We start from the raw sequence: 16,910 nt of genomic DNA, 5'->3' as shown, positions 1-16,910 counted from the left end.
CACAACTAATCACCAAGATTCGAAACCAGATACACCACTACCCAGGACTTGACCGACGATACGCACTCGATCAGTGGTGCTCGAGCGATAAACTCCATAATAACTCGACTGCGGAAGGCCACGCTTGTCTACCAAGTGCAACGGCAAGGTGAGCTCGCGGCCTAGGTAAAGTTCTATGGCCGTCTTCCCAGTAGCAGCCGCGCTTGCGTACTTCAGCTGAATAGCACGCAAGATTTCGCGCGGGCCCGGGTTGCCCCACAGGTAAATTCCACGGGCTATACGGGTGATTTCTCCCCGCGCTAACCGAGTTGCCAGCTCACTCTTACTCAGCCCCGACACCAAAACCTCAGTCATGACTCCCCCAAGTCTCTCAATATGCCTGCAATCTAGCAGGGCATTGAGGCTCCCGCCTGCCCAAACGGCAAAAGTCGTGGTCTAAGCGGGCCTTTTCGGGCCCTCTTTTGCAGCTTGGGGGGGCCGACGCGTCTGGATGGGGTCTAGCCGTCGGCTGGAGCTGGTCTAGCCGGATTACTGACTCACCGAGATCACATTCTTCCCGCCGACCTTGCCGCCGGTGACATCAATCTTGTCCAGCTCAAACATGCTGGACAGGAAGTCCGCCATCCACTGCAGCAGTTCGACGTCGCGCAACTTCGGCGAGGTCACGTTCCGCCCCGCCTTGGGGAAGCTGAGCTGGATGGCCTTGGCTGCCGCGCGGTAGTTGGAGCCCGGGAAGAGGCGCTTGAGGCGCACCTGCTTGGAATCCGTCAGCTCCACCGGGTGCACCTTGATGCGGGTGCCCTGCACGGCGATGTCGCCCACCCCGGCCCGGCGCGCCTGGTGGCGCAGGCGAGCCACCGCGAGCAGGCGCTGCACCGGCTCCGGCAGCGGGCCGTAGCGGTCTTCCATCTCCTCCACAGCCAGCTGCAGATCCTTGTTGTCCTTAGAAGCCGCCAGCTTGCGGTAGACCTCCAGGCGCAGGCGCTCGGAGTTGATGTAGCTCTCCGGGATGTGCGCATCCACAGGCAGGTCGATGCGAATCTCCTTGGGCCCCTCGTCGGTAACCTTGGGCATCTCGCCGCGGGCCAGCGCCTTGAAGGTCTCCACGGCCTCGCCCACCAGGCGCACGTAGAGGTCAAAGCCCACCCCGGCGATGTGGCCGGACTGCTGGGCGCCCAGCACGTTGCCCGCGCCGCGCATCTCCAGATCCTTCATCGCCACCGCCATGCCCGCGCCGAGATCGTTGTTCTGGGCGATGGTGGCCAGGCGGTCGTAGGAAGTCTCCGTGAGCGTGGCGCCCTTCGGGTAGAGGAAGTAAGCATAGCCGCGCTCGCGGGAGCGGCCCACGCGTCCGCGCAGCTGGTGCAGCTGGGACAGGCCCATGTGGTGGGCGTTTTCCACGATCAGGGTGTTGGCGTTGGCGATGTCCAGGCCGGTCTCCACGATGGTGGTGCACACTAGGACGTCGTAGTCGCGGTTCCAGAAGCCCTGCACCGTCTGCTCCAGCAGCTCCTCATTCATCTGGCCGTGCGCCACCACGATGCGTGCCTCCGGCACCAGCTCACGCAGCTCGCGGGCCTTCTTCTCGATGTCCGCCACCTTGTTGTGGATGAAGAAGGTCTGGCCATCGCGCAGCAGCTCGCGGCGAATCGCGGCGGCGACCTGCTTGTCCTCGTAGGCGCCCACGTAGGTCAGCACCGGGTGGCGATCCTCCGGCGGGGTAAGGATGGTGGACATCTCGCGGATGCCGGCCATGGACATCTCCAGGGTGCGCGGGATTGGGGTCGCGGACATGGTGAGCACGTCCACCGAGGCTTTGAGCGCCTTGATGTGTTCCTTGTGCTCCACGCCGAAGCGCTGCTCCTCATCCACCACGATGAGCCCGAGGTTCTTCCAGTGCACGCCCGTCTGCAGCAGCCGGTGGGTGCCGATGACGATGTCCACGGAGCCGTCGGCAAGCCCAGCAATGATCTCTTTGGCCTCGCGCGCCGAGGTAAAGCGCGAAAGCACCTCAATCTTGACTGGGAAGCCCTGCATGCGCTCGCGGAAGGTATCGGTGTGCTGCTGCGCCAGCAAGGTGGTGGGCACCAGCACCGCGACCTGCATCCCGTCCTGCACCGCCTTGAAGGCAGCCCGCACCGCCACCTCCGTCTTGCCGTAGCCGACGTCTCCGACCACCACGCGGTCCATCGGCACCGTGGATTCCATGTCCGCCTTCACCGCGTCGATGGCCAGCATCTGATCCTCGGTTTCGACAAAGGGGAAGTTATCCTCCATCTCCGCCTGCCACGGGGTATCCGGCGCGAACTGGTGGCCTGGCGCAGCCTGGCGCTTGGCGTAGAGCTCCACCAGCTCGCCGGCGATTTCGCGCACCGCGGCCCGGGCCTTCTTCTTGGTGTTCTTCCAGTCGGAGCCGCCCATCTTGGACAGCGTCGGGGACTCGCCGCCGGTGTACTTGGACAGCAAGTCCAGCGATTCCATGGGCACCCACAGCTGGTCCGCGGGCTGGCCGCGCTTAGAAGGCGCGTACTCGAGCACGATGTACTCGCGGCGCGAGGTCTCATCACCGCTTTGGATGGTGCGCTCGGCCATCTTGAGGAACTTACCGATGCCGTGCGTTTCATGCACCACGAAATCCCCCTGCTTCAGCGCGAGGGGATCGACGCGGTTGCGGCGCTTGGCGGGGCGCCGCTTAGCGCCGGCAATGTCACCCACTCGGTTGCCGGTGAGATCCGTTTCAGTAATCACCACCAGCGGACGTGGCTCCACGGACTCCGCGGCGGCGTCGTTGCGCGGCTTATCAAAGACCAGGCCGGCGTGCGAGAGCGCCTGGTAGAGGGTGACCTCGCCGGGCGAGGGCTGCCAGCCCGGGGTGGCCACCTTGGTGGGAATGCCCTTCTCCGCAAAACGCTCCACCATGCGCTTGATAGCGCCCTTGGCCGGGGCAATGAAGGCCGCGCGGCCGCCGTCGCGGGTGTGCGCGAGCAGCTGGGCCATCATGGCGTCGATCTCCTTGATGTCACCGCGCGGGGTGGGGCCGGGCTGGTAATCCAGCGGCAGGGTTGCGGCCTCGTCCGCCTGGAACATTCCTGGCGGGGCGAAGGTCCACAGCGGCGCACCCACCTGAGTGCAGGTCGCCTCGAGGGACTCGTAGGAGCGGTAGCTCGACGCGGAGGTATCCAGCCCCTCGTGCGCCAGCGGGCCATCGGCGCCCATCGCGGCGGCCTCCCAGCCGGCGGCGAGGAATTCGGCGTCGGTGGATTCCAGGTCTGCGATGCGGGTGCGGATCTTCTCCGGGGCCACGAGCAGCACGTGGGTGCCGGTGGGCATGAGCTCGGGCAGGGTGGTGAAGGGGGCGTCGGAAAGCACGGCGAGCAGCGCCTCCATGCCCTCGGCGGGGATGTGCTCGCCGACCTTGGTGAGCAGCTCCGCCAGCGCGGCGTTGCCGCCGAACTTCTGCGCCAGCTCCCGGGCGCGGGCGGCCACGGCGTTGGTGATGGGCAGCTCGCGGGCCGGGTAGATGTCCACGCTGCCGACCTCAATCTCCGGGATGGTGCGCTGATCCGCCACTGAGAACTGGCGGATATCGGTGACCTCGTCGCCCCAGAACTCCACGCGCACCGGGTAATCCAGGGTGGTGGGGAACACGTCGAGGATGCCGCCACGAGTGGCGTACTCTCCGCGCTTGGCCACCATGTCCACGTGCTTGTAGGCGCGGAACTCCAGCGCGGAGACCAGCTGGGAAAGCTCGTACTCGGACTCCTCGGCCACGTGGATGGGCTCGCGGCCCTCCACCTGGCTGATGATGGGCTGGCAGTACCCGCGCGCGGCGGTGACCACCACGCGCAGGCTGCCCTGCTGAATCTGATGCAGGACCTGTGCACGCCTGCCGACGATATCCGCGCCCGGCGAGAGCCTCTCGTGCGGCAGGGTCTCCCAGGAGGGGAAGAGCGCCACCTTCTCCCCCAGCATGGCGTGGAGCTCGGCGTGCAGGTCCTCCGCCTCGCGGCCTGTGGCGGTGACCGCCAGGACCGTCGTGTGCTGCGCCAGGGTGCCCACCGCCCAGGGGCGCACCTGGTCGATGCCGCTCAGATGCAGGGAGGGCTCGCCTACCTGAGTCACCAGGCCCTTAAGCTTGGGATCGGTAGCGGCCAGCTTCAGCAGCCCGCTGAGCATGGGGGTTGGCATCTATTTCACGCCTTTCAGTTTCGGTGCGGCTTCCATTCCGGAGAGTCCATTCCAGCACAAGTTCACGATGTGCGCCGCCACGGTCTGCTTGGACAGCTCCCCCTCATCCAGCCACCACTGCGCGGTGGTGGCCACCATGCCCACCAACGCCTGCGCGTAGAGGGCGGCGAGGGAGGCATCGAGGCCGCGGCGGGCAAAGGCCTCGCCCAGGATGTGGGAGACCTGGTTGACGGCGGTATTGAGCAGGGTGGAAAAGCTGCGCTCCTCGCCCTGCTTGGAGTCGCGTACGAGGATGAGGAAGCCGTCCGTCTCCTCCTCCACGTAGGTCAACAGCGCCAGGGTGGCCTGCTCGATGCGCTCGCGCCAGGAGCCGGTGTCGAGGGACTCGGTGATGACGCGCTCGAGCGCCAGCATTTCGCGGTCGACGACGACAGCATACAGCCCCTCCTTGCCGCCGAAGTGCTCGTAGACCACGGGCTTGGACACGCCGGCGCGGGCGGCGATTTCCTCCACACTGGTCCCATCGAATCCCAGCTCCGCGAAGGCGGAACGCCCGATGGAAATTAGCTGCTCACGACGCTCCCGGCCGCTCATCCTCTGTCGAACCATGGGTTCTAGTTTAATGCGTCGCTTCACGACGCCCCCTGCGGGCAGGCCGTTTGCTTCTTTCGGTGGGGTCTCGGGTACTATGTTCACAGCGCACCCAGCTGTAGCGGGCGCGCGGTTCCCCATGGTGTAATCGGCAACACTACGGTTTTTGGTACCGTCATTCTAGGTTCGAGTCCTGGTGGGGAAGCTTTTTATGCACCCCGCTGACCAGTGTTTTCGCTGGTGGCGGGGTGTTTTCGCATCCAAGTGGGCGACGTTTGGCGACGTTTCGCGGCCTGCGGAAACGTTCCGCCCTCCGTCAAAACTCCGTCAAAAACAGGCACAAAAAATGGCCCCCGACCACCGGAAAACACCGGCAGCCACACCGTGGATTGAGTGTCCCAAAGCCAGATATATGCTTCCAAAGCGTATATCTGACGTTAACTTAGAGGTCAGGGACTAAAAATCCCCGATCCCAGACACACTTTCTGACCCTTAACCCGTACATCCAGTACCGCAAGGACCACCCGCCCACCAAGGGCAGGCAACGCAAAAAGTAGCCCACCGGTCGAAGTAGGAACTAGGTACCTCGACCGGGGGCTATTCCCTCCACCATAACTCACGAAAAGCACACCATGTACCTCAAGCAGCTCGCCTCTACTGGTGGCATCATCGTCGCCGCCGCCTACGCAATCATCGCCACCGCCCCCTTCTGGCCACTCGTCGTCGCGCTGGCCGCACTCTCCGGCTACAACCTATCCACCGCCACTCACCAGCGAAAGGCTGACCGCTAGTGCGCCCCATCATCATCGACGCCGACACCAGCCGGGAACTCTGGCGAGCCATCGACTGCGCCAATCACTGCGGCATCAGCACCAGCTCCTGGCGAACCTACAACTCAGCAGGCCGCACCCCCACTCAAGTGGCAGACCTCTGTGCACGCATGCCCCTGTGGGATGCCGAAGAGGTCAAAGCCTGGCACACCAACCGCCCCGGCTCACCCGTGCCCGGCGCGCCAAAACCTAAACACCGCTAAACCACAGCGTCAGCTTCACCGTCTTCGGCGGCGCCGTCGTCCTGGTCTTCAGTGACCTCCTGCCACACCTCACCCTGCACCGGGTCCGCCTCGCCTGGGGTGGTAAAGAGCGCGCCTTGGCCCACCGCCTTCCAGGTCTTACCCTCGTGGGTGACAGTGTCCCCTGCGATGTAGGCGCCCAACAGGCTCGTCGGGGTAGCGTACGCCGCACCCGGGGCGGGGGCCTTCGAAATGACCTGGCGCAAGGTCTTTACCGAGGCCACCTCCGACTCCCACACAAACGGCAGCGCTTGGCGACGCTGCTACTCATGCGAGACCTCAGCATCCTTCTCCCAGCACTTCTGACGCAACTCCTCCAACTGGGACGAGGTCAACGTCGTCACATCAGAATCAAGATTCAACACAATAGTAGTGGTCATGTTTATCCTTCCTGTTCAAGTTGATTAGCTTCAGGTGGATCTATCTCCCGCACCGGCGGCGTCGGAACCTGTCCCGGGTTGTTGGGCCTTTTCCAGTTCCGTCTTTTCCGCTTCCTGCTGGTCGCGCCACGCCTGCGCATCCTTGCGCAGCTCATTGCGTTCGGTGCGGTAGCGGGCAGCCTCACGGCGAGCGGTTTCGAGTTCCTTGCGGAACGATTCGGGAACCTCCGGGGCCTGCGGTTCCGGCGTGGTTGCCGACTCCTCCTGGGCGCCGGCTGCCGCCTGCTTGTCCTCGGCGGCGGGAGTGTTCTCTGCCATGGGTAAACCTCCTGGGTTTGTACTTGTTTTGGGCATGAGAAAACCCCGCCACCACTAGGGGACGGGGTAAGCGCGCTACAGCGGAATCGAACCGCCACACATGTCACCAGATAGCACAAACCCACCCCATGAAGAGGTAGGAAATGGTTAATACGCTGGGCTTATGCCGGACCCAAGCCTAGCGCACGGCGAATAGGGTCAGCCGATTGATTGACATCGTCAAGAGGGATCTCAATATCCGGCTCGCCCCACTCACGCCGAACAATCTCCAGCGCTTGGGGAACAGGAACATCATTCTCTGCACACGCAATAATGAGGTCTTGTAACTCATCACCGGCATCCCAATCTTTAACATCCATAAGCCCTTCGCTTGTGCCAGTTAGGATTCGCCGCTTATCACAAATGAGCGCGACAATCCCCTCTGGGGCTCTATAGACCCACGCAACTCCCGGGCTAGGCGCTTTAGACCAAGCGGCATAGTGCTTCGTTGGCAGCATCTCAAGACCCATTTCCTTGTACCTATCAGACATCTTAACCAATCACCTCCGCATAAACGACCGTCGTTCCAGACTCTCTACGAACACGATCAATTCTATACCGAATACCCCTGCCTAACAGCAGCTCTTCTTCCTCCGGATACGAAGACACAGACGACGCCTTATCGCCTTGCTCATCCCACCCGACATAGACCGCCTTTGTTCCCTTCGGCACAGTCAGACGCATCTCAATCTCGCCAAATTCCGCATTAGCGTGCGTCGAGGTGGACAGGAAACCCCACGCCTTGAACTCCTTACCACTCCAAGTTTTCGGGTTGCGCGGTTTAAACCCATCACTGGTTACGCTCCCGCCCAGCTCCTCCATCTGCAACCGGCGAACAACCTCCACAGGCTCCTTAACCCGAGGCGACCGCTCCAACAATGAATCAATACCATGAATCGCAGACACAACACGCTGAGCCTGACGCCGCTGCGCACGCGGCAACGCATCCACACCTACTAGACTCCGGTGCTAGTACTGGGAGGCACTGCCAGATGATCTGTGAACTCTATAATCAGAGGCGAGTTATAACCTTCTGTAAGACGCTTCACGAAATCTTCGTTGTATACCCCCCAGTCCAACGCGCACTCAATCAGCCCAAAAAAGCTCCATCCCATTCCCCCTCATCAGCACTGCGTCGCACTTGTCGAAGATCCGCTTGAGACGGGAAAAGCCGCGTCAGAGAATCAAGCGCCATACGAAAATCCCGCTCTTCTTCGCGCATGCTGAACCTCCTACGTATACTTTCCTGGAGCTTGCACTGGGTAGCTTTCAATAAATTTGAGTTTACCACCTGGTATAACTGCCCATTTGGCATAATTTACTTGCCCATCGACTTCTTTCCAGACACTGCGCGAAAACTCCCTCTTTTCCGTTGAATCTGGGGTCTCGATCGTGTCACGGATGGCGTCGACGATTTTCTGGTCTGGCCAGTCTTTCGGGAACTTTGATGCTCCTTCGCGCTCAGAGTCCCAGCGGTGGCCATCCGCCAGGCTTTCATCATGGGGCCAGCCCTGAACAGTCTTTCCCTTAGCCAACTTCTTTCGGTCCCCATCGCTGAGATCACGCCAGCCGTGCAGCACATGGCCCGGCATCCTATCCAACGGTGGCAGCTTCTCACCGGGAAACACCGTCGACATCCCATCACCGGTGTAGCGAGGGATCCGGCAGTACTTCAACCGTGGCCAATTGGTGTCCTGGCCTGCTTGCTGGCGCGAAGCATCCACCCAGTGGCGCCAATCGTTAACACCCGCCGAACGACCCATCTCCCCTAGCACCGTCTCCTTAGTGTAGACCGCCCCGCGCGAGCCCAGCATCAAGCAAAACGCACACGTACCCGGCTCCGGCACACGCGCATAACTCGTGCCAGCCTTCAACGAGGCCATGCCCACCGTTTTACACGCCGGCTCAGCCACCAAACGGTTCGCAATGCCCTGCAGCTTCAGCAGCGCTAGCGCTCAATAAACCCCACGCCCTCAGTCAGCTTCCACCACGCCAGCAGATCGCGCTGGGCCAGCAGACGCGCACCGTCAAGCATCATGGCGTAGTCATCGCTTGACGCTGCGGCGCCTGCTGCGCGGAAAACTCCGCAAGAATCTGGCGCTGCTCCTCCGGTGTAAAGCCCAAGCGGTGGGCTTTTACCTGCACCACGGATTCACGCAGGTAGGCCGTAGCACAACTGACGACGCCGGCCGCCCCTACCCCATCCTGCACCTCGCGCGCTAGTTCGCCTTAATTCTCCTTAGTTCTCCTTAGCTGGCTGGCTGGCATAGGGGCTGCGCGAAGCATCCACCACCTGGCCCGCATGGCTGGCGTGCCCGGCGCGCATCGGCTGGGACTTCGTGTCAAAGACCATCGCTGCCGGCAGCACGCGCACGTCGGGCTTTTCCCCCTTGTTCACCATCACGTACTGGCCCATCATGCCCTCATCCTCATGCAGCAGCATGTGGCAGTGATACATATACGGAATCGTCTTATCCGGGAAGTGACCAAACTCCACCACCAGCCGCGCGGTGGCCTTGGGCGGCAGGTTGATGAGGTCCTTCCAGCCTTCGTGCTCGACGTCGATCTGCTCGGCGTCCTCAGCAATGGTGTAGTCCACCACCTTGAAGCGCGCGTTGTGGATGTGGAAGTTGTGCGGCCAGTCGGCGTTCTCGTTGGTCACCGTCCACACCTCAGGCTCATCGGTGTCGATGACGGTATCCACCCGGGCCATGTCCATGAGCTGGCCGTTGATCATGAAGGTGTTGAGCAGGAACTCCCGCTCCTTGAGGCCGTGGGTATCCGGGGTGGCCGCCGCGGCGGGGTCCAGCTCCGCGGGCAGCGGGCCGGGCTCCGGGGCAGACTCCTCCGGGCCCGCAATCCGCAGCAGGTCGAACTCGTCCTGGAAGCCGAAGTCCACCGAGTACTCGTCCTTAGGAATGCCAAAGTTATCCTTGCGCGCCACCGAGCGGAGGGTGATCTCGGTGCCGGAGGGGACGTCGACAAGCACCTCAATGCGCTCGCCCGGGCCGATGAGCAACTCCTCGGCCTCCTTCGGGGCGGGTAGCAGGCCCACATCCGTGGCAATAACCTGGAAGCTGCCCTCGCTGAGCGCCAGGGTGTAAAAACGCATCGAGGCGCCGTTGAGCAGGCGCAGGCGCACCCGGCGCGTGCTGGCCTGGAAGGAGGCGTTGGCAATGCCGTTAACCAGCGGGGTGGTGCCTAACAGCCCCAGGGTGCCGTCGGACTTCTCATCCAATTGGCCGTCGTCTGTGAACTTGGCGTCCATGATGACCACCGGGATGTCGTCCACCCCGTAGTCGTGGGGCAGGTCGAGGGAATCGCTGACGTCATCGTCCAGGATGAACATGCCGGCCAGGCCCCGGTAGGCGTGGGTGGCGGTGGCCATGTGCGGGTGCGGGTGGTACCACACCGTGGCGGCGGGCTGAATGATCTCCCACTCGGGCTTCCACGTCTCCCCCACCTGAATCGGCGAGTGCGGCCCGCCGTCCGAATAGGCGGGCAACTTCATCCCGTGCCAGTGCACAGTGGTCATCTCGATAAGATCGTTGGTGATCTCCGCGCGCACCTTGTCGCCCTTGTGCGCGCGCAGCGTGGGCCCCAAGAAGGGGCCGTTAAATCCCCAAGTCCGCGTGGAGGTGGTGCCGGGCAGGATTTCGGAGTGGCCATCCTGCGCGGTGAGCTTAAACACGCGGGTATCGCCGTCCATCTCGCCTTCCAGCAGCGGCGGGATGGGCAGCGCGCGGGGCTCACCATCGTAGCCACGCGGGGCGGGCTGAGCCTTGTTGGCTGGCGAGCAGGCGCTCAAGCCTCCGAGGGCGGCGGCGCTGAGCACAGCGCCTTGGAAGAAAACGCGGCGAGAAACAGACATACCTCTACAGTAGATGCTCCGCCAGCACGCGCGTTAAGATGTGGAACAGTAATTTCCCAAGACTCGACGACAGGAGACCGAAAGAACTCGTGGCTGATACACACCCTTGCGCCATTGTTGTTCTCGCCGCCGGCGCTGGCACCCGCATGAAATCCGCAAAGCAAAAGACACTGCATGAGATCGGCGGGCGCTCGCTGCTCGGCCACGCTCTCCACGCGGCCGCCGGGGTAAACCCGGAGCACCTCGTCGCCGTGGTGGGCCATCAGCGTGATCAGGTCTCCCCGGCGGTGGAGGACATCGCCCAGGAGCTGGACCGCGAGATCGCCCAGGCAGTGCAGGAGGAGCAAAACGGCACGGGCCACGCGGTGCAGTGCGGCCTGGAGCCCCTCGAGGGCTTTGAGGGCACGGTCATTGTCACCAACGGCGATGTCCCGCTGCTGCGCCCGGAGACCATCCAGGGCCTGCGCGAGACCCACGAGGCCAACCACAACGCCGTGACGGTGCTGTCCATCGAGTTGGCGGATCCCAGCGGCTACGGCCGCGTGCTGCACGCCGAGGACGGCTCGGTCACGGCCATCGTGGAGCACAAGGACGCCACCGAGGCCCAGCGCGCGGTCACCGAGGTCAACTCCGGCGTCTTCGCCTTCGATTCCGCCGTGCTTCGCGAAGCCCTCACCAAGCTCACCACCGACAACGCCCAGGGCGAGCTCTACATCACCGACGTGCTGGAAATCGCCCGCGCGAACGGTCACAACGTGGGTGCGCACCTGGCGGAGGACTCCGAGGAGCTCTCCGGCGTCAATGACCGCGTCCAGCTCGCTGCGGCCGGCCGCGCGCTCAACAAGCGCATGGTGGAGGCCGCGATGCGCGGCGGTGCGACCATCGTCGACCCGGCCACCACCTGGATTGGGGTCAACGTGACCATCGGCCAGGACGTCACCATCCACCCCAACACCCAGCTGTGGGGTGCCACTTCCATCGCGGACGGCGCCGAGATCGGCCCCGATACCACCCTGACCAACATGCAGGTGGGCATGAACGCCTCGGTGGTGCGCACCCACGGCTTTGACTCCGTGATTGGCACCGCCGCCACCGTGGGCCCCTTCACCTACATCCGACCCGGTGTGATCGTGGGCGAGGAAGGCAAGCTCGGCGGCTTCGTCGAGGCCAAGAAGGCGCAGATCGGCCGCGGCACCAAGGTCCCGCACCTGACCTACATCGGGGATGCCACCGTGGGTGACTACTCCAACATTGGTGCTTCGAGTGTGTTCGTCAACTACGACGGGGTTAACAAGCATCACACCACGATCGGCAGCCACGTGCGCACCGGATCTGACACCATGTTTATCGCCCCCGTCACCGTCGGTGATGGTGCGTACTCCGGTGCGGGTACAGTAATCAAGGACGATGTTCCCCCGGGAGCACTCGCGGTCTCCGGTGGCAAGCAGCGCAACATCGAAGGCTGGGTCCAAAAGAAGCGTCCGGGCACCGCAGCAGCCGAGGCTGCTGAGCGTGCACAGACGGGCAACAACAACGAGTAAAGGGAAAGACCTAATGACTGGCAAGGTTTCCGGCAGCAGCAAAAACATGATGCTCTTTTCCGGGCGTGCACACCCGGCACTGGCTGAGTCTGTGGCCAAGGAGCTCAAGACCGATCTGGTTCCGACCACCGCGCGAGACTTCGCCAACGGTGAAATCTTCATCCGCTTCGAAGAGTCCGTGCGTGGTGCCGACTGCTTCGTCATGCAGTCCCATACCCAGCCGCTGAACAAGTGGCTGATGGAGCAGCTGATCATGATCGACGCCCTCAAGCGCGGCTCCGCCAAGCGCATTACCGCCATCCTCCCCTTCTACCCCTACGCCCGTCAGGACAAGAAGCACCTGGGCCGCGAGCCCATCTCCGCCCGCCTGGTCGCGGACCTGCTCGCTGCCGCTGGCGCTGATCGCATCGTCTCGGTGGATCTGCACACCGATCAGATTCAGGGCTTCTTCGACGGCCCCGTCGATCACATGCACGCCATGCCGATCCTGGTGGACTACATCAAGTCCAAGTACCCGCTGGATAACCTCGCTGTGGTCTCCCCGGATGCGGGCCGCGTCAAGGTGGCGGAGAAGTGGGCCCACGAGCTTGGCGACGCCCCCCTCTCCTTCGTCCACAAGACCCGCTCCACCGAGGTGGCCAACCAGACCGTGTCCAACCGCGTGGTCGGCGACGTCGAAGGCAAGGACTGCATCCTGCTCGATGACATGATCGACACCGGCGGAACCATCTCCGGCGCAGTCCGCGTGCTCAAGGAGGCCGGCGCGAAGTCCGTGGTCATTGCCTGCACCCACGGCGTGTTCTCCGACCCAGCCCGCGAGCGCCTGTCTCAGTGCGGCGCCGAGGAGGTCATCACCACCGACACCCTGCCGCAGACCACCGAGGGCTGGGATAACCTCACGGTGCTCTCCATCGCCCCGCTGCTGGCCAAGACCATCCACGAGATCTTCGAAAACGGCTCCGTCACCACCCTTTTCGAGACCCACTAACCGGCCGCCCGCCGTTTTGTTTCGGCGGCGGGCTGCATGCTAAGCTGTCTCGCGTCTCGGCGAGGGAGAAATCCGTTATCGACGCGATCATAAGCTTGCGCATCCGCGTGGTGTAGGCACCAACTCAGCGGCTGCGTTGATAGTAAAAGCCTGCGATGACTCGTCCAAGACGTCCATCGGCAGGCTTTCGTCGTATCTAAAGCCCTCGCCGCACCGTCATACTTTTAAAGGAGATTTATTATGGCTACCCAGCGCCCCGTACTGAAGGCTGAGGTCCGCTCTGAGTTCGGCAAGGGCTTTGCTCGTCGCCTGCGCGCCGCCGGCAAGGTCCCGGGTGTCGTCTACGGCCACGCCGTCGACGTCCTGCACTTCGCCGTTGACCGCTTGGAGCTGACCGCTCTGGTGCGCGCCCACGGTGTCAACGCCGTGTTCGAGCTCGAGCTCGAGGGCGAGCAGCACCTCGTCATGGTCAAGCACGTGGACCAGAACGTCCTGACCTTCGACATCGACCACATCGACCTGCTCTCCATTAAGCGTGGCGAGAAGGTTGAGGTCGAGGTTCCGGTTATCCTCGAGGGCGAGCCGGCTCCGGGCACCATGTTCATCCAGGACGCCGACGTCCTCATGGTCGAGGCCGACGTTCTCGAGATTCCGGACGAGCTTACCGTCTCCATCGAGGGCCTCGAGGACGGCGCCGTGGTCACCGCCGCCGACGTCACCCTGCCGGGCGAGACCACCCTGGTGGCAGATCCGGAGACCGTCATCGTCTCCATCTCCATCCCGCAGGTGGATGAGGACCTCGAGGCAGCCGCTGAGGCCGCCGAGGAGGGCGGCGCCGAGGCTGGCGCCGAGTCCGCCGAGGAAGAGGCCACCGAGGAGTAAATCCTCCCCTCTTCCAGCCCGCGTCCCCGTGGCGCGGGCTTTTGCTGTTTTCGCCCCATCGGACACAATGGAGGGCGTGACTACTTATCTCATCGCCGGCCTGGGCAACCCGGGCCCCGCTTACGTTGGCACCCGCCACAACATCGGCTTCGACGTCGCCGACGAACTCGCCTCCGAGCTCTTCGCCACCTTCTCCGTGCACAAGAAGACCAACACGGAGGTCGCGGAGGGCCGCGTGGGTGGGGTACGGGTGGTCGTCGCCAAGCCGCGCAGCTTCATGAATCTCTCCGGCGGGCCGATCAAGGCCCTCGCGCAGTATTTTAGGGTTTCGCCCGAGCACATCATCGTGGTGCACGACGAGCTCGAGCTGGACTTCGGCACCGTACAACTGCGCCGCGGCGGCGGGGACCACGGGCACAACGGGCTGCGATCCACCACCAAGTCTCTGGGCACGAAGGAGTACTGGCGTCTGTCCATGGGCATCGGCCGCCCGCCGGGCAGGATGGACCCGGCGGCGTTTGTACTCAAGAAGTTCTCCAAGAATGAGACCGCCGAGATTCCCATCATGTGCGCGGATGCCGTCGATGAGATTCTGCGGGCGGTAGTAGACTAACCCGCATGAAACTCGCCACGCTTCGCACCCCCTACGGCACCACCGCCATCCGCATCGACGCCGAACGGGCCGGCACGCAGCTGGATTTCGAGGACGTCGGCGAGCTGCTGCGCAGCGCGGATTGGCGCAAGGCAGCGCAGCTATCTGGGGAGCCAGTGGTCTTTGACCCGCGCGACTTGGCGCCGGTGATTCCGAACCCCGGCAAGATCATCTGCGTGGGCGTGAACTACACCAAGCACGCCCGGGAAATGGGCCGCGAGCTGCCCACCCAGCCCACGCTGTTCATCAAGTTCCCGGAGGCGCTGACCGGCCCCTATGACGACGTCTATGTGCCCGAGTACGCCACCCACGCGCTGGACTACGAGGGCGAGCTCGCCGTAGTGATCGGCGCGCCGGCGCACCGGGTGAACGCCGCGGATGCGCTGGACTACGTGGCGGGCTATGCCATCATGAATGACTACACGCTGCGCGATTTCCAGCGGGCCACCACCCAGTTCCACGCGGGCAAATCCTTCTTCCGCACCGCGGGTTTTGGGCCGTGGCTGACCACCAGCGACGAGTGGGCGCCGGGCGGCGGGGCTCGCTTGACGACGACCATCGACGGCGAACTGCGTCAAGACGACAACACCGATGACCTCATTTTCTCCGTGGCCACGCTCATCGAGTTCTGCTCGCACCTCTACCCGCTCAACCCGGGCGATGTGATTGCCACCGGTACCCCGGAGGGCGTGGGTTTTGCCCGTTCGCCGCAAACCTTCCTGGCCGATGGCCAAGAGGTACACATCGCCATTGAAGGCCTCGGCGAGATTGCGGCGCGCACGCATTACGGGGAGCCGCCCGCGGGCTGTGGTGAGGGCTGCACCTGCCAGAGCTAGGCCTTAAAAGAAAGGCACGCGTTTGGGTGCAGCATTTGTGCCGGCTTTCTCCCAGTTTTGGAGCAAAATTGAGCGCCGGGCATGCAAAGGTCTGTAGGGTGGGGTGAAATGACGGACCAACTGAGGAGGCTAGTATGACCACCGCCCTTGCCCGCCGAATTGCCACCGGAGCGATCGCCCTTGCCGGCTCGCTAGCGCTCGTTGCCTGCGGCAGCGACGACGCCGAAGAGAAGCCCGCGGCCACCACCACCGCTAACGACTCTGCTTCGAGCTCCGCGGTCAACAATGACGACGACGATGCCGACGACCGCGATGATGACGCTGATGACGCCGATGACCGCGATGACCAAGACGACGGCACCATGAAGGCCGGCGCCACCTCCGTCTCCCGCGAGGACGCCCTCGCCGCAGCGCTCAAGCACGCGGGCGTCGACGCCGCTGCCGCCACTGAGCAGGAGGCCGAGCTGGATAACGACCAAGACGACGACGATCAGCTCCCGCCCCACTGGGAAATCCAGTTCAAGGCCAACGGCACCGAGTACGATTACGACATCGACGCCAACACCGGCGAGATCCTGCGTAGCGAATCCGAGCCCGACGACTAAACTCATTACCTATTTTCGCAGCTAGGGGCTACAGTTGAAGGTATGAGCAGTTCATCACACAAGACTCCCCCTAAGTTGGACAAGCAGGCCTACGAGGACGAGCTCAAGCGCCTGCAGGCTGGGCTCGTCGAGATGCAGCGGTGGGTCGTCGAAACCGGTGCCCGCGTGGTCATCATCATGGAAGGCCGCGACGCTGCCGGTAAGGGTTCCGCAATTAAGCGCATCACCCAGTACCTCAACCCGCGTACCTGCCGCATCGAGGCCCTGCCGAAGCCCAATGACCGCGAGGCTGGTCAGTGGTACTTCCAGCGCTACATCGAAAAGCTGCCCACCGCCGGTGAAATCGTCATCTTTGACCGTTCCTGGTACAACCGCGCCGGCGTCGAGCGCGTCATGGGCTTTTGCACCCAGCAGGAGTACGTGCGCTTCCTCCACCAGGCCCCGCAGCTGGAGAAGATGCTTGTGGAAGACGGCGTTATCCTGCTGAAGTACTGGTTCTCCGTGTCCGACGAGGAGCAGCTCGCCCGCTTCAAGTCTCGCCGCAATGATCCGCTGCGTCGCTGGAAGCTCTCCCCCATGGATCTGCAGTCCATCACTCGCTGGGAGGACTACTCCCGCGCCAAGGATGAGATGTTCATCCACACCGATACTCCCACTGCCCCGTGGTTCACGGTGGAGTCTGAGGATAAGAAGCGCTCGCGCATCAATGTCATCAACCACATCCTCAAGATGGTGCCCTACCAGCACGTGGATCAGGAGGTGCCGGAGATTCCGGAGCGCCCCGAGCTCGAGGCCGAGTACATCCGCCCGCCGCGCCAGGATTTCCACTACGTGCCGGATGTCGCCGCCGACCTAGAGAAGGACAAGGTGCGCGCCGAGGGCAAGAAGGAAAAGAAGGGCAAAAAGAAGAAGCACAAGAAGTAGCTGCTTGCCGACGCCCCCATCAA

The 16,910-nt window shown here is 63.3% G+C and carries 17 protein-coding genes and 1 pseudogene; 10 read left to right on the top strand and 8 right to left on the bottom strand.

Going from position 1 to position 16,910, the window contains the following annotated elements; genetic code table 11:
* Positions 1-528: 528 nt before the first annotated feature.
* Together mfd and Q4E25_RS10665 are read right to left on the bottom strand one after the other, a co-directional pair.
* A complete protein-coding gene (mfd, locus tag Q4E25_RS10670; RefSeq protein ID WP_303156926.1) occupies positions 529-4,188 on the bottom strand; it encodes a transcription-repair coupling factor in 3,660 nt (1,219 codons plus the stop codon).
* Positions 4,189-4,797 carry a TetR/AcrR family transcriptional regulator gene (locus Q4E25_RS10665; RefSeq protein ID WP_303156923.1) on the bottom strand — a complete coding sequence of 203 codons (609 nt, stop codon included), beginning with the start codon at positions 4,795-4,797 and terminating at the stop codon, positions 4,189-4,191. It abuts the gene before it with no gap.
* A gap of 614 nt (positions 4,798-5,411) precedes the next feature.
* Here Q4E25_RS10665 and Q4E25_RS10660 point away from each other — a divergent pair.
* Both Q4E25_RS10660 and Q4E25_RS10655 read left to right on the top strand, forming a co-directional pair.
* Positions 5,412-5,570 carry a hypothetical protein gene (locus Q4E25_RS10660; RefSeq protein WP_303156920.1) on the top strand — a complete coding sequence of 53 codons (159 nt, stop codon included), beginning with the start codon at positions 5,412-5,414 and terminating at the stop codon, positions 5,568-5,570.
* Entirely contained in the window at positions 5,570-5,812 is a 243-nt protein-coding gene (locus tag Q4E25_RS10655; protein WP_303156918.1) for a hypothetical protein, read from the top strand. The genes Q4E25_RS10660 and Q4E25_RS10655 overlap by 1 nt, the downstream gene beginning before the upstream one ends.
* On the opposite strand, the gene Q4E25_RS10650 is transcribed toward Q4E25_RS10655, so the two are convergent.
* The 5 genes from Q4E25_RS10650 to Q4E25_RS10630 form a co-directional block, all read right to left on the bottom strand.
* A complete protein-coding gene (locus Q4E25_RS10650; protein WP_303156916.1) occupies positions 5,809-6,075 on the bottom strand; it encodes a hypothetical protein in 267 nt (88 codons plus the stop codon). The genes Q4E25_RS10655 and Q4E25_RS10650 overlap by 4 nt on opposite strands.
* Before the next feature lie 186 nt (positions 6,076-6,261).
* Positions 6,262-6,549: a hypothetical protein gene (locus Q4E25_RS10645; protein WP_303156914.1), complete on the bottom strand. Its 288-nt coding sequence runs from the start codon at positions 6,547-6,549 to the stop codon at positions 6,262-6,264.
* Between the two features lie 161 nt (positions 6,550-6,710).
* Positions 6,711-6,908, bottom strand: coding sequence for a hypothetical protein (locus tag Q4E25_RS10640; RefSeq protein WP_303156912.1), 198 nt, complete (start codon positions 6,906-6,908; stop codon positions 6,711-6,713).
* 172 nt (positions 6,909-7,080) lie between these two features.
* The gene (locus Q4E25_RS10635; RefSeq protein ID WP_303156938.1) at positions 7,081-7,494 is read right to left on the bottom strand and encodes an ADP-ribosyltransferase; all 414 of its coding nucleotides are present in this window, start codon (positions 7,492-7,494) and stop codon (positions 7,081-7,083) included.
* A 326-nt stretch (positions 7,495-7,820) separates the two neighbouring features.
* Entirely contained in the window at positions 7,821-8,471 is a 651-nt protein-coding gene (locus tag Q4E25_RS10630; RefSeq protein ID WP_303156910.1) for a hypothetical protein, read from the bottom strand.
* Positions 8,472-8,709: 238 nt separating this feature from the next.
* Here Q4E25_RS10630 and Q4E25_RS10625 point away from each other — a divergent pair.
* A pseudogene (locus Q4E25_RS10625) lies at positions 8,710-8,811 on the top strand (GNAT family N-acetyltransferase); the annotation flags it as partial.
* A gap of 16 nt (positions 8,812-8,827) precedes the next feature.
* Here Q4E25_RS10625 and Q4E25_RS10620 read toward each other — a convergent pair.
* A complete protein-coding gene (locus Q4E25_RS10620; RefSeq protein WP_303156908.1) occupies positions 8,828-10,459 on the bottom strand; it encodes a multicopper oxidase family protein in 1,632 nt (543 codons plus the stop codon).
* 89 nt (positions 10,460-10,548) lie between these two features.
* Here Q4E25_RS10620 and glmU point away from each other — a divergent pair, with 89 nt between their 5' ends.
* The 7 genes from glmU to ppk2 all read left to right on the top strand — a co-directional run bounded on the left by glmU (position 10,549) and on the right by ppk2 (position 16,887).
* A complete protein-coding gene (glmU, locus tag Q4E25_RS10615) occupies positions 10,549-12,000 on the top strand; it encodes a bifunctional UDP-N-acetylglucosamine diphosphorylase/glucosamine-1-phosphate N-acetyltransferase GlmU (protein WP_303156907.1) in 1,452 nt (483 codons plus the stop codon).
* A gap of 13 nt (positions 12,001-12,013) precedes the next feature.
* The gene (locus tag Q4E25_RS10610; protein WP_303156905.1) at positions 12,014-12,988 is read left to right on the top strand and encodes a ribose-phosphate diphosphokinase; all 975 of its coding nucleotides are present in this window, start codon (positions 12,014-12,016) and stop codon (positions 12,986-12,988) included.
* Between the two features lie 240 nt (positions 12,989-13,228).
* Positions 13,229-13,870, top strand: a complete 642-nt coding sequence (locus tag Q4E25_RS10605) for a 50S ribosomal protein L25/general stress protein Ctc (protein WP_303156903.1) — start codon at positions 13,229-13,231, stop codon at positions 13,868-13,870.
* 67 nt (positions 13,871-13,937) lie between these two features.
* A complete protein-coding gene (pth, locus tag Q4E25_RS10600) occupies positions 13,938-14,483 on the top strand; it encodes an aminoacyl-tRNA hydrolase (RefSeq protein WP_303156900.1) in 546 nt (181 codons plus the stop codon).
* Positions 14,484-14,488: 5 nt separating this feature from the next.
* On the top strand, positions 14,489-15,358 hold the full coding sequence (locus Q4E25_RS10595) for a fumarylacetoacetate hydrolase family protein (RefSeq protein ID WP_303156898.1): 870 nt from the start codon (positions 14,489-14,491) through the stop codon (positions 15,356-15,358).
* A 134-nt stretch (positions 15,359-15,492) separates the two neighbouring features.
* Entirely contained in the window at positions 15,493-15,963 is a 471-nt protein-coding gene (locus tag Q4E25_RS10590; RefSeq protein ID WP_303156896.1) for a PepSY domain-containing protein, read from the top strand.
* Between the two features lie 42 nt (positions 15,964-16,005).
* Positions 16,006-16,887: a polyphosphate kinase 2 gene (ppk2, locus tag Q4E25_RS10585; protein WP_303156895.1), complete on the top strand. Its 882-nt coding sequence runs from the start codon at positions 16,006-16,008 to the stop codon at positions 16,885-16,887.
* Positions 16,888-16,910 lie beyond the last annotated feature (23 nt).

The sequence above is a fragment of the Corynebacterium sp. genome (assembly GCF_030532325.1).
In the GTDB taxonomy this organism is placed as follows: domain Bacteria; phylum Actinomycetota; class Actinomycetes; order Mycobacteriales; family Mycobacteriaceae; genus Corynebacterium.
Note: the sequence above shows the minus strand (reverse complement) of the source record. Positions and strands in the feature narration are given on the sequence as shown.

What these genes read in the sequence shown, in the direction of transcription:
- mfd (WP_303156926.1), bottom strand. Translation starts at nt 4,188, where the DNA reads ATGCCAACCCCCATGCTCAGCGGGCTGCTGAAGCTGGCCGCTACCGAT.
- Q4E25_RS10665 (WP_303156923.1), bottom strand. Translation starts at nt 4,797, where the DNA reads ATGGTTCGACAGAGGATGAGCGGCCGGGAGCGTCGTGAGCAGCTAATT.
- Q4E25_RS10660 (WP_303156920.1), top strand. Translation starts at nt 5,412, where the DNA reads ATGTACCTCAAGCAGCTCGCCTCTACTGGTGGCATCATCGTCGCCGCC.
- Q4E25_RS10645 (WP_303156914.1), bottom strand. Translation starts at nt 6,549, where the DNA reads ATGGCAGAGAACACTCCCGCCGCCGAGGACAAGCAGGCGGCAGCCGGC.
- Q4E25_RS10640 (WP_303156912.1), bottom strand. Translation starts at nt 6,908, where the DNA reads ATGGATGTTAAAGATTGGGATGCCGGTGATGAGTTACAAGACCTCATT.
- Q4E25_RS10630 (WP_303156910.1), bottom strand. Translation starts at nt 8,471, where the DNA reads ATGGCCTCGTTGAAGGCTGGCACGAGTTATGCGCGTGTGCCGGAGCCG.
- Q4E25_RS10620 (WP_303156908.1), bottom strand. Translation starts at nt 10,459, where the DNA reads ATGTCTGTTTCTCGCCGCGTTTTCTTCCAAGGCGCTGTGCTCAGCGCC.
- Q4E25_RS10610 (WP_303156905.1), top strand. Translation starts at nt 12,014, where the DNA reads ATGACTGGCAAGGTTTCCGGCAGCAGCAAAAACATGATGCTCTTTTCC.
- Q4E25_RS10605 (WP_303156903.1), top strand. Translation starts at nt 13,229, where the DNA reads ATGGCTACCCAGCGCCCCGTACTGAAGGCTGAGGTCCGCTCTGAGTTC.
- pth (WP_303156900.1), top strand. Translation starts at nt 13,938, where the DNA reads ATGGAGGGCGTGACTACTTATCTCATCGCCGGCCTGGGCAACCCGGGC.
- Q4E25_RS10595 (WP_303156898.1), top strand. Translation starts at nt 14,489, where the DNA reads ATGAAACTCGCCACGCTTCGCACCCCCTACGGCACCACCGCCATCCGC.
- Q4E25_RS10590 (WP_303156896.1), top strand. Translation starts at nt 15,493, where the DNA reads ATGACCACCGCCCTTGCCCGCCGAATTGCCACCGGAGCGATCGCCCTT.
- ppk2 (WP_303156895.1), top strand. Translation starts at nt 16,006, where the DNA reads ATGAGCAGTTCATCACACAAGACTCCCCCTAAGTTGGACAAGCAGGCC.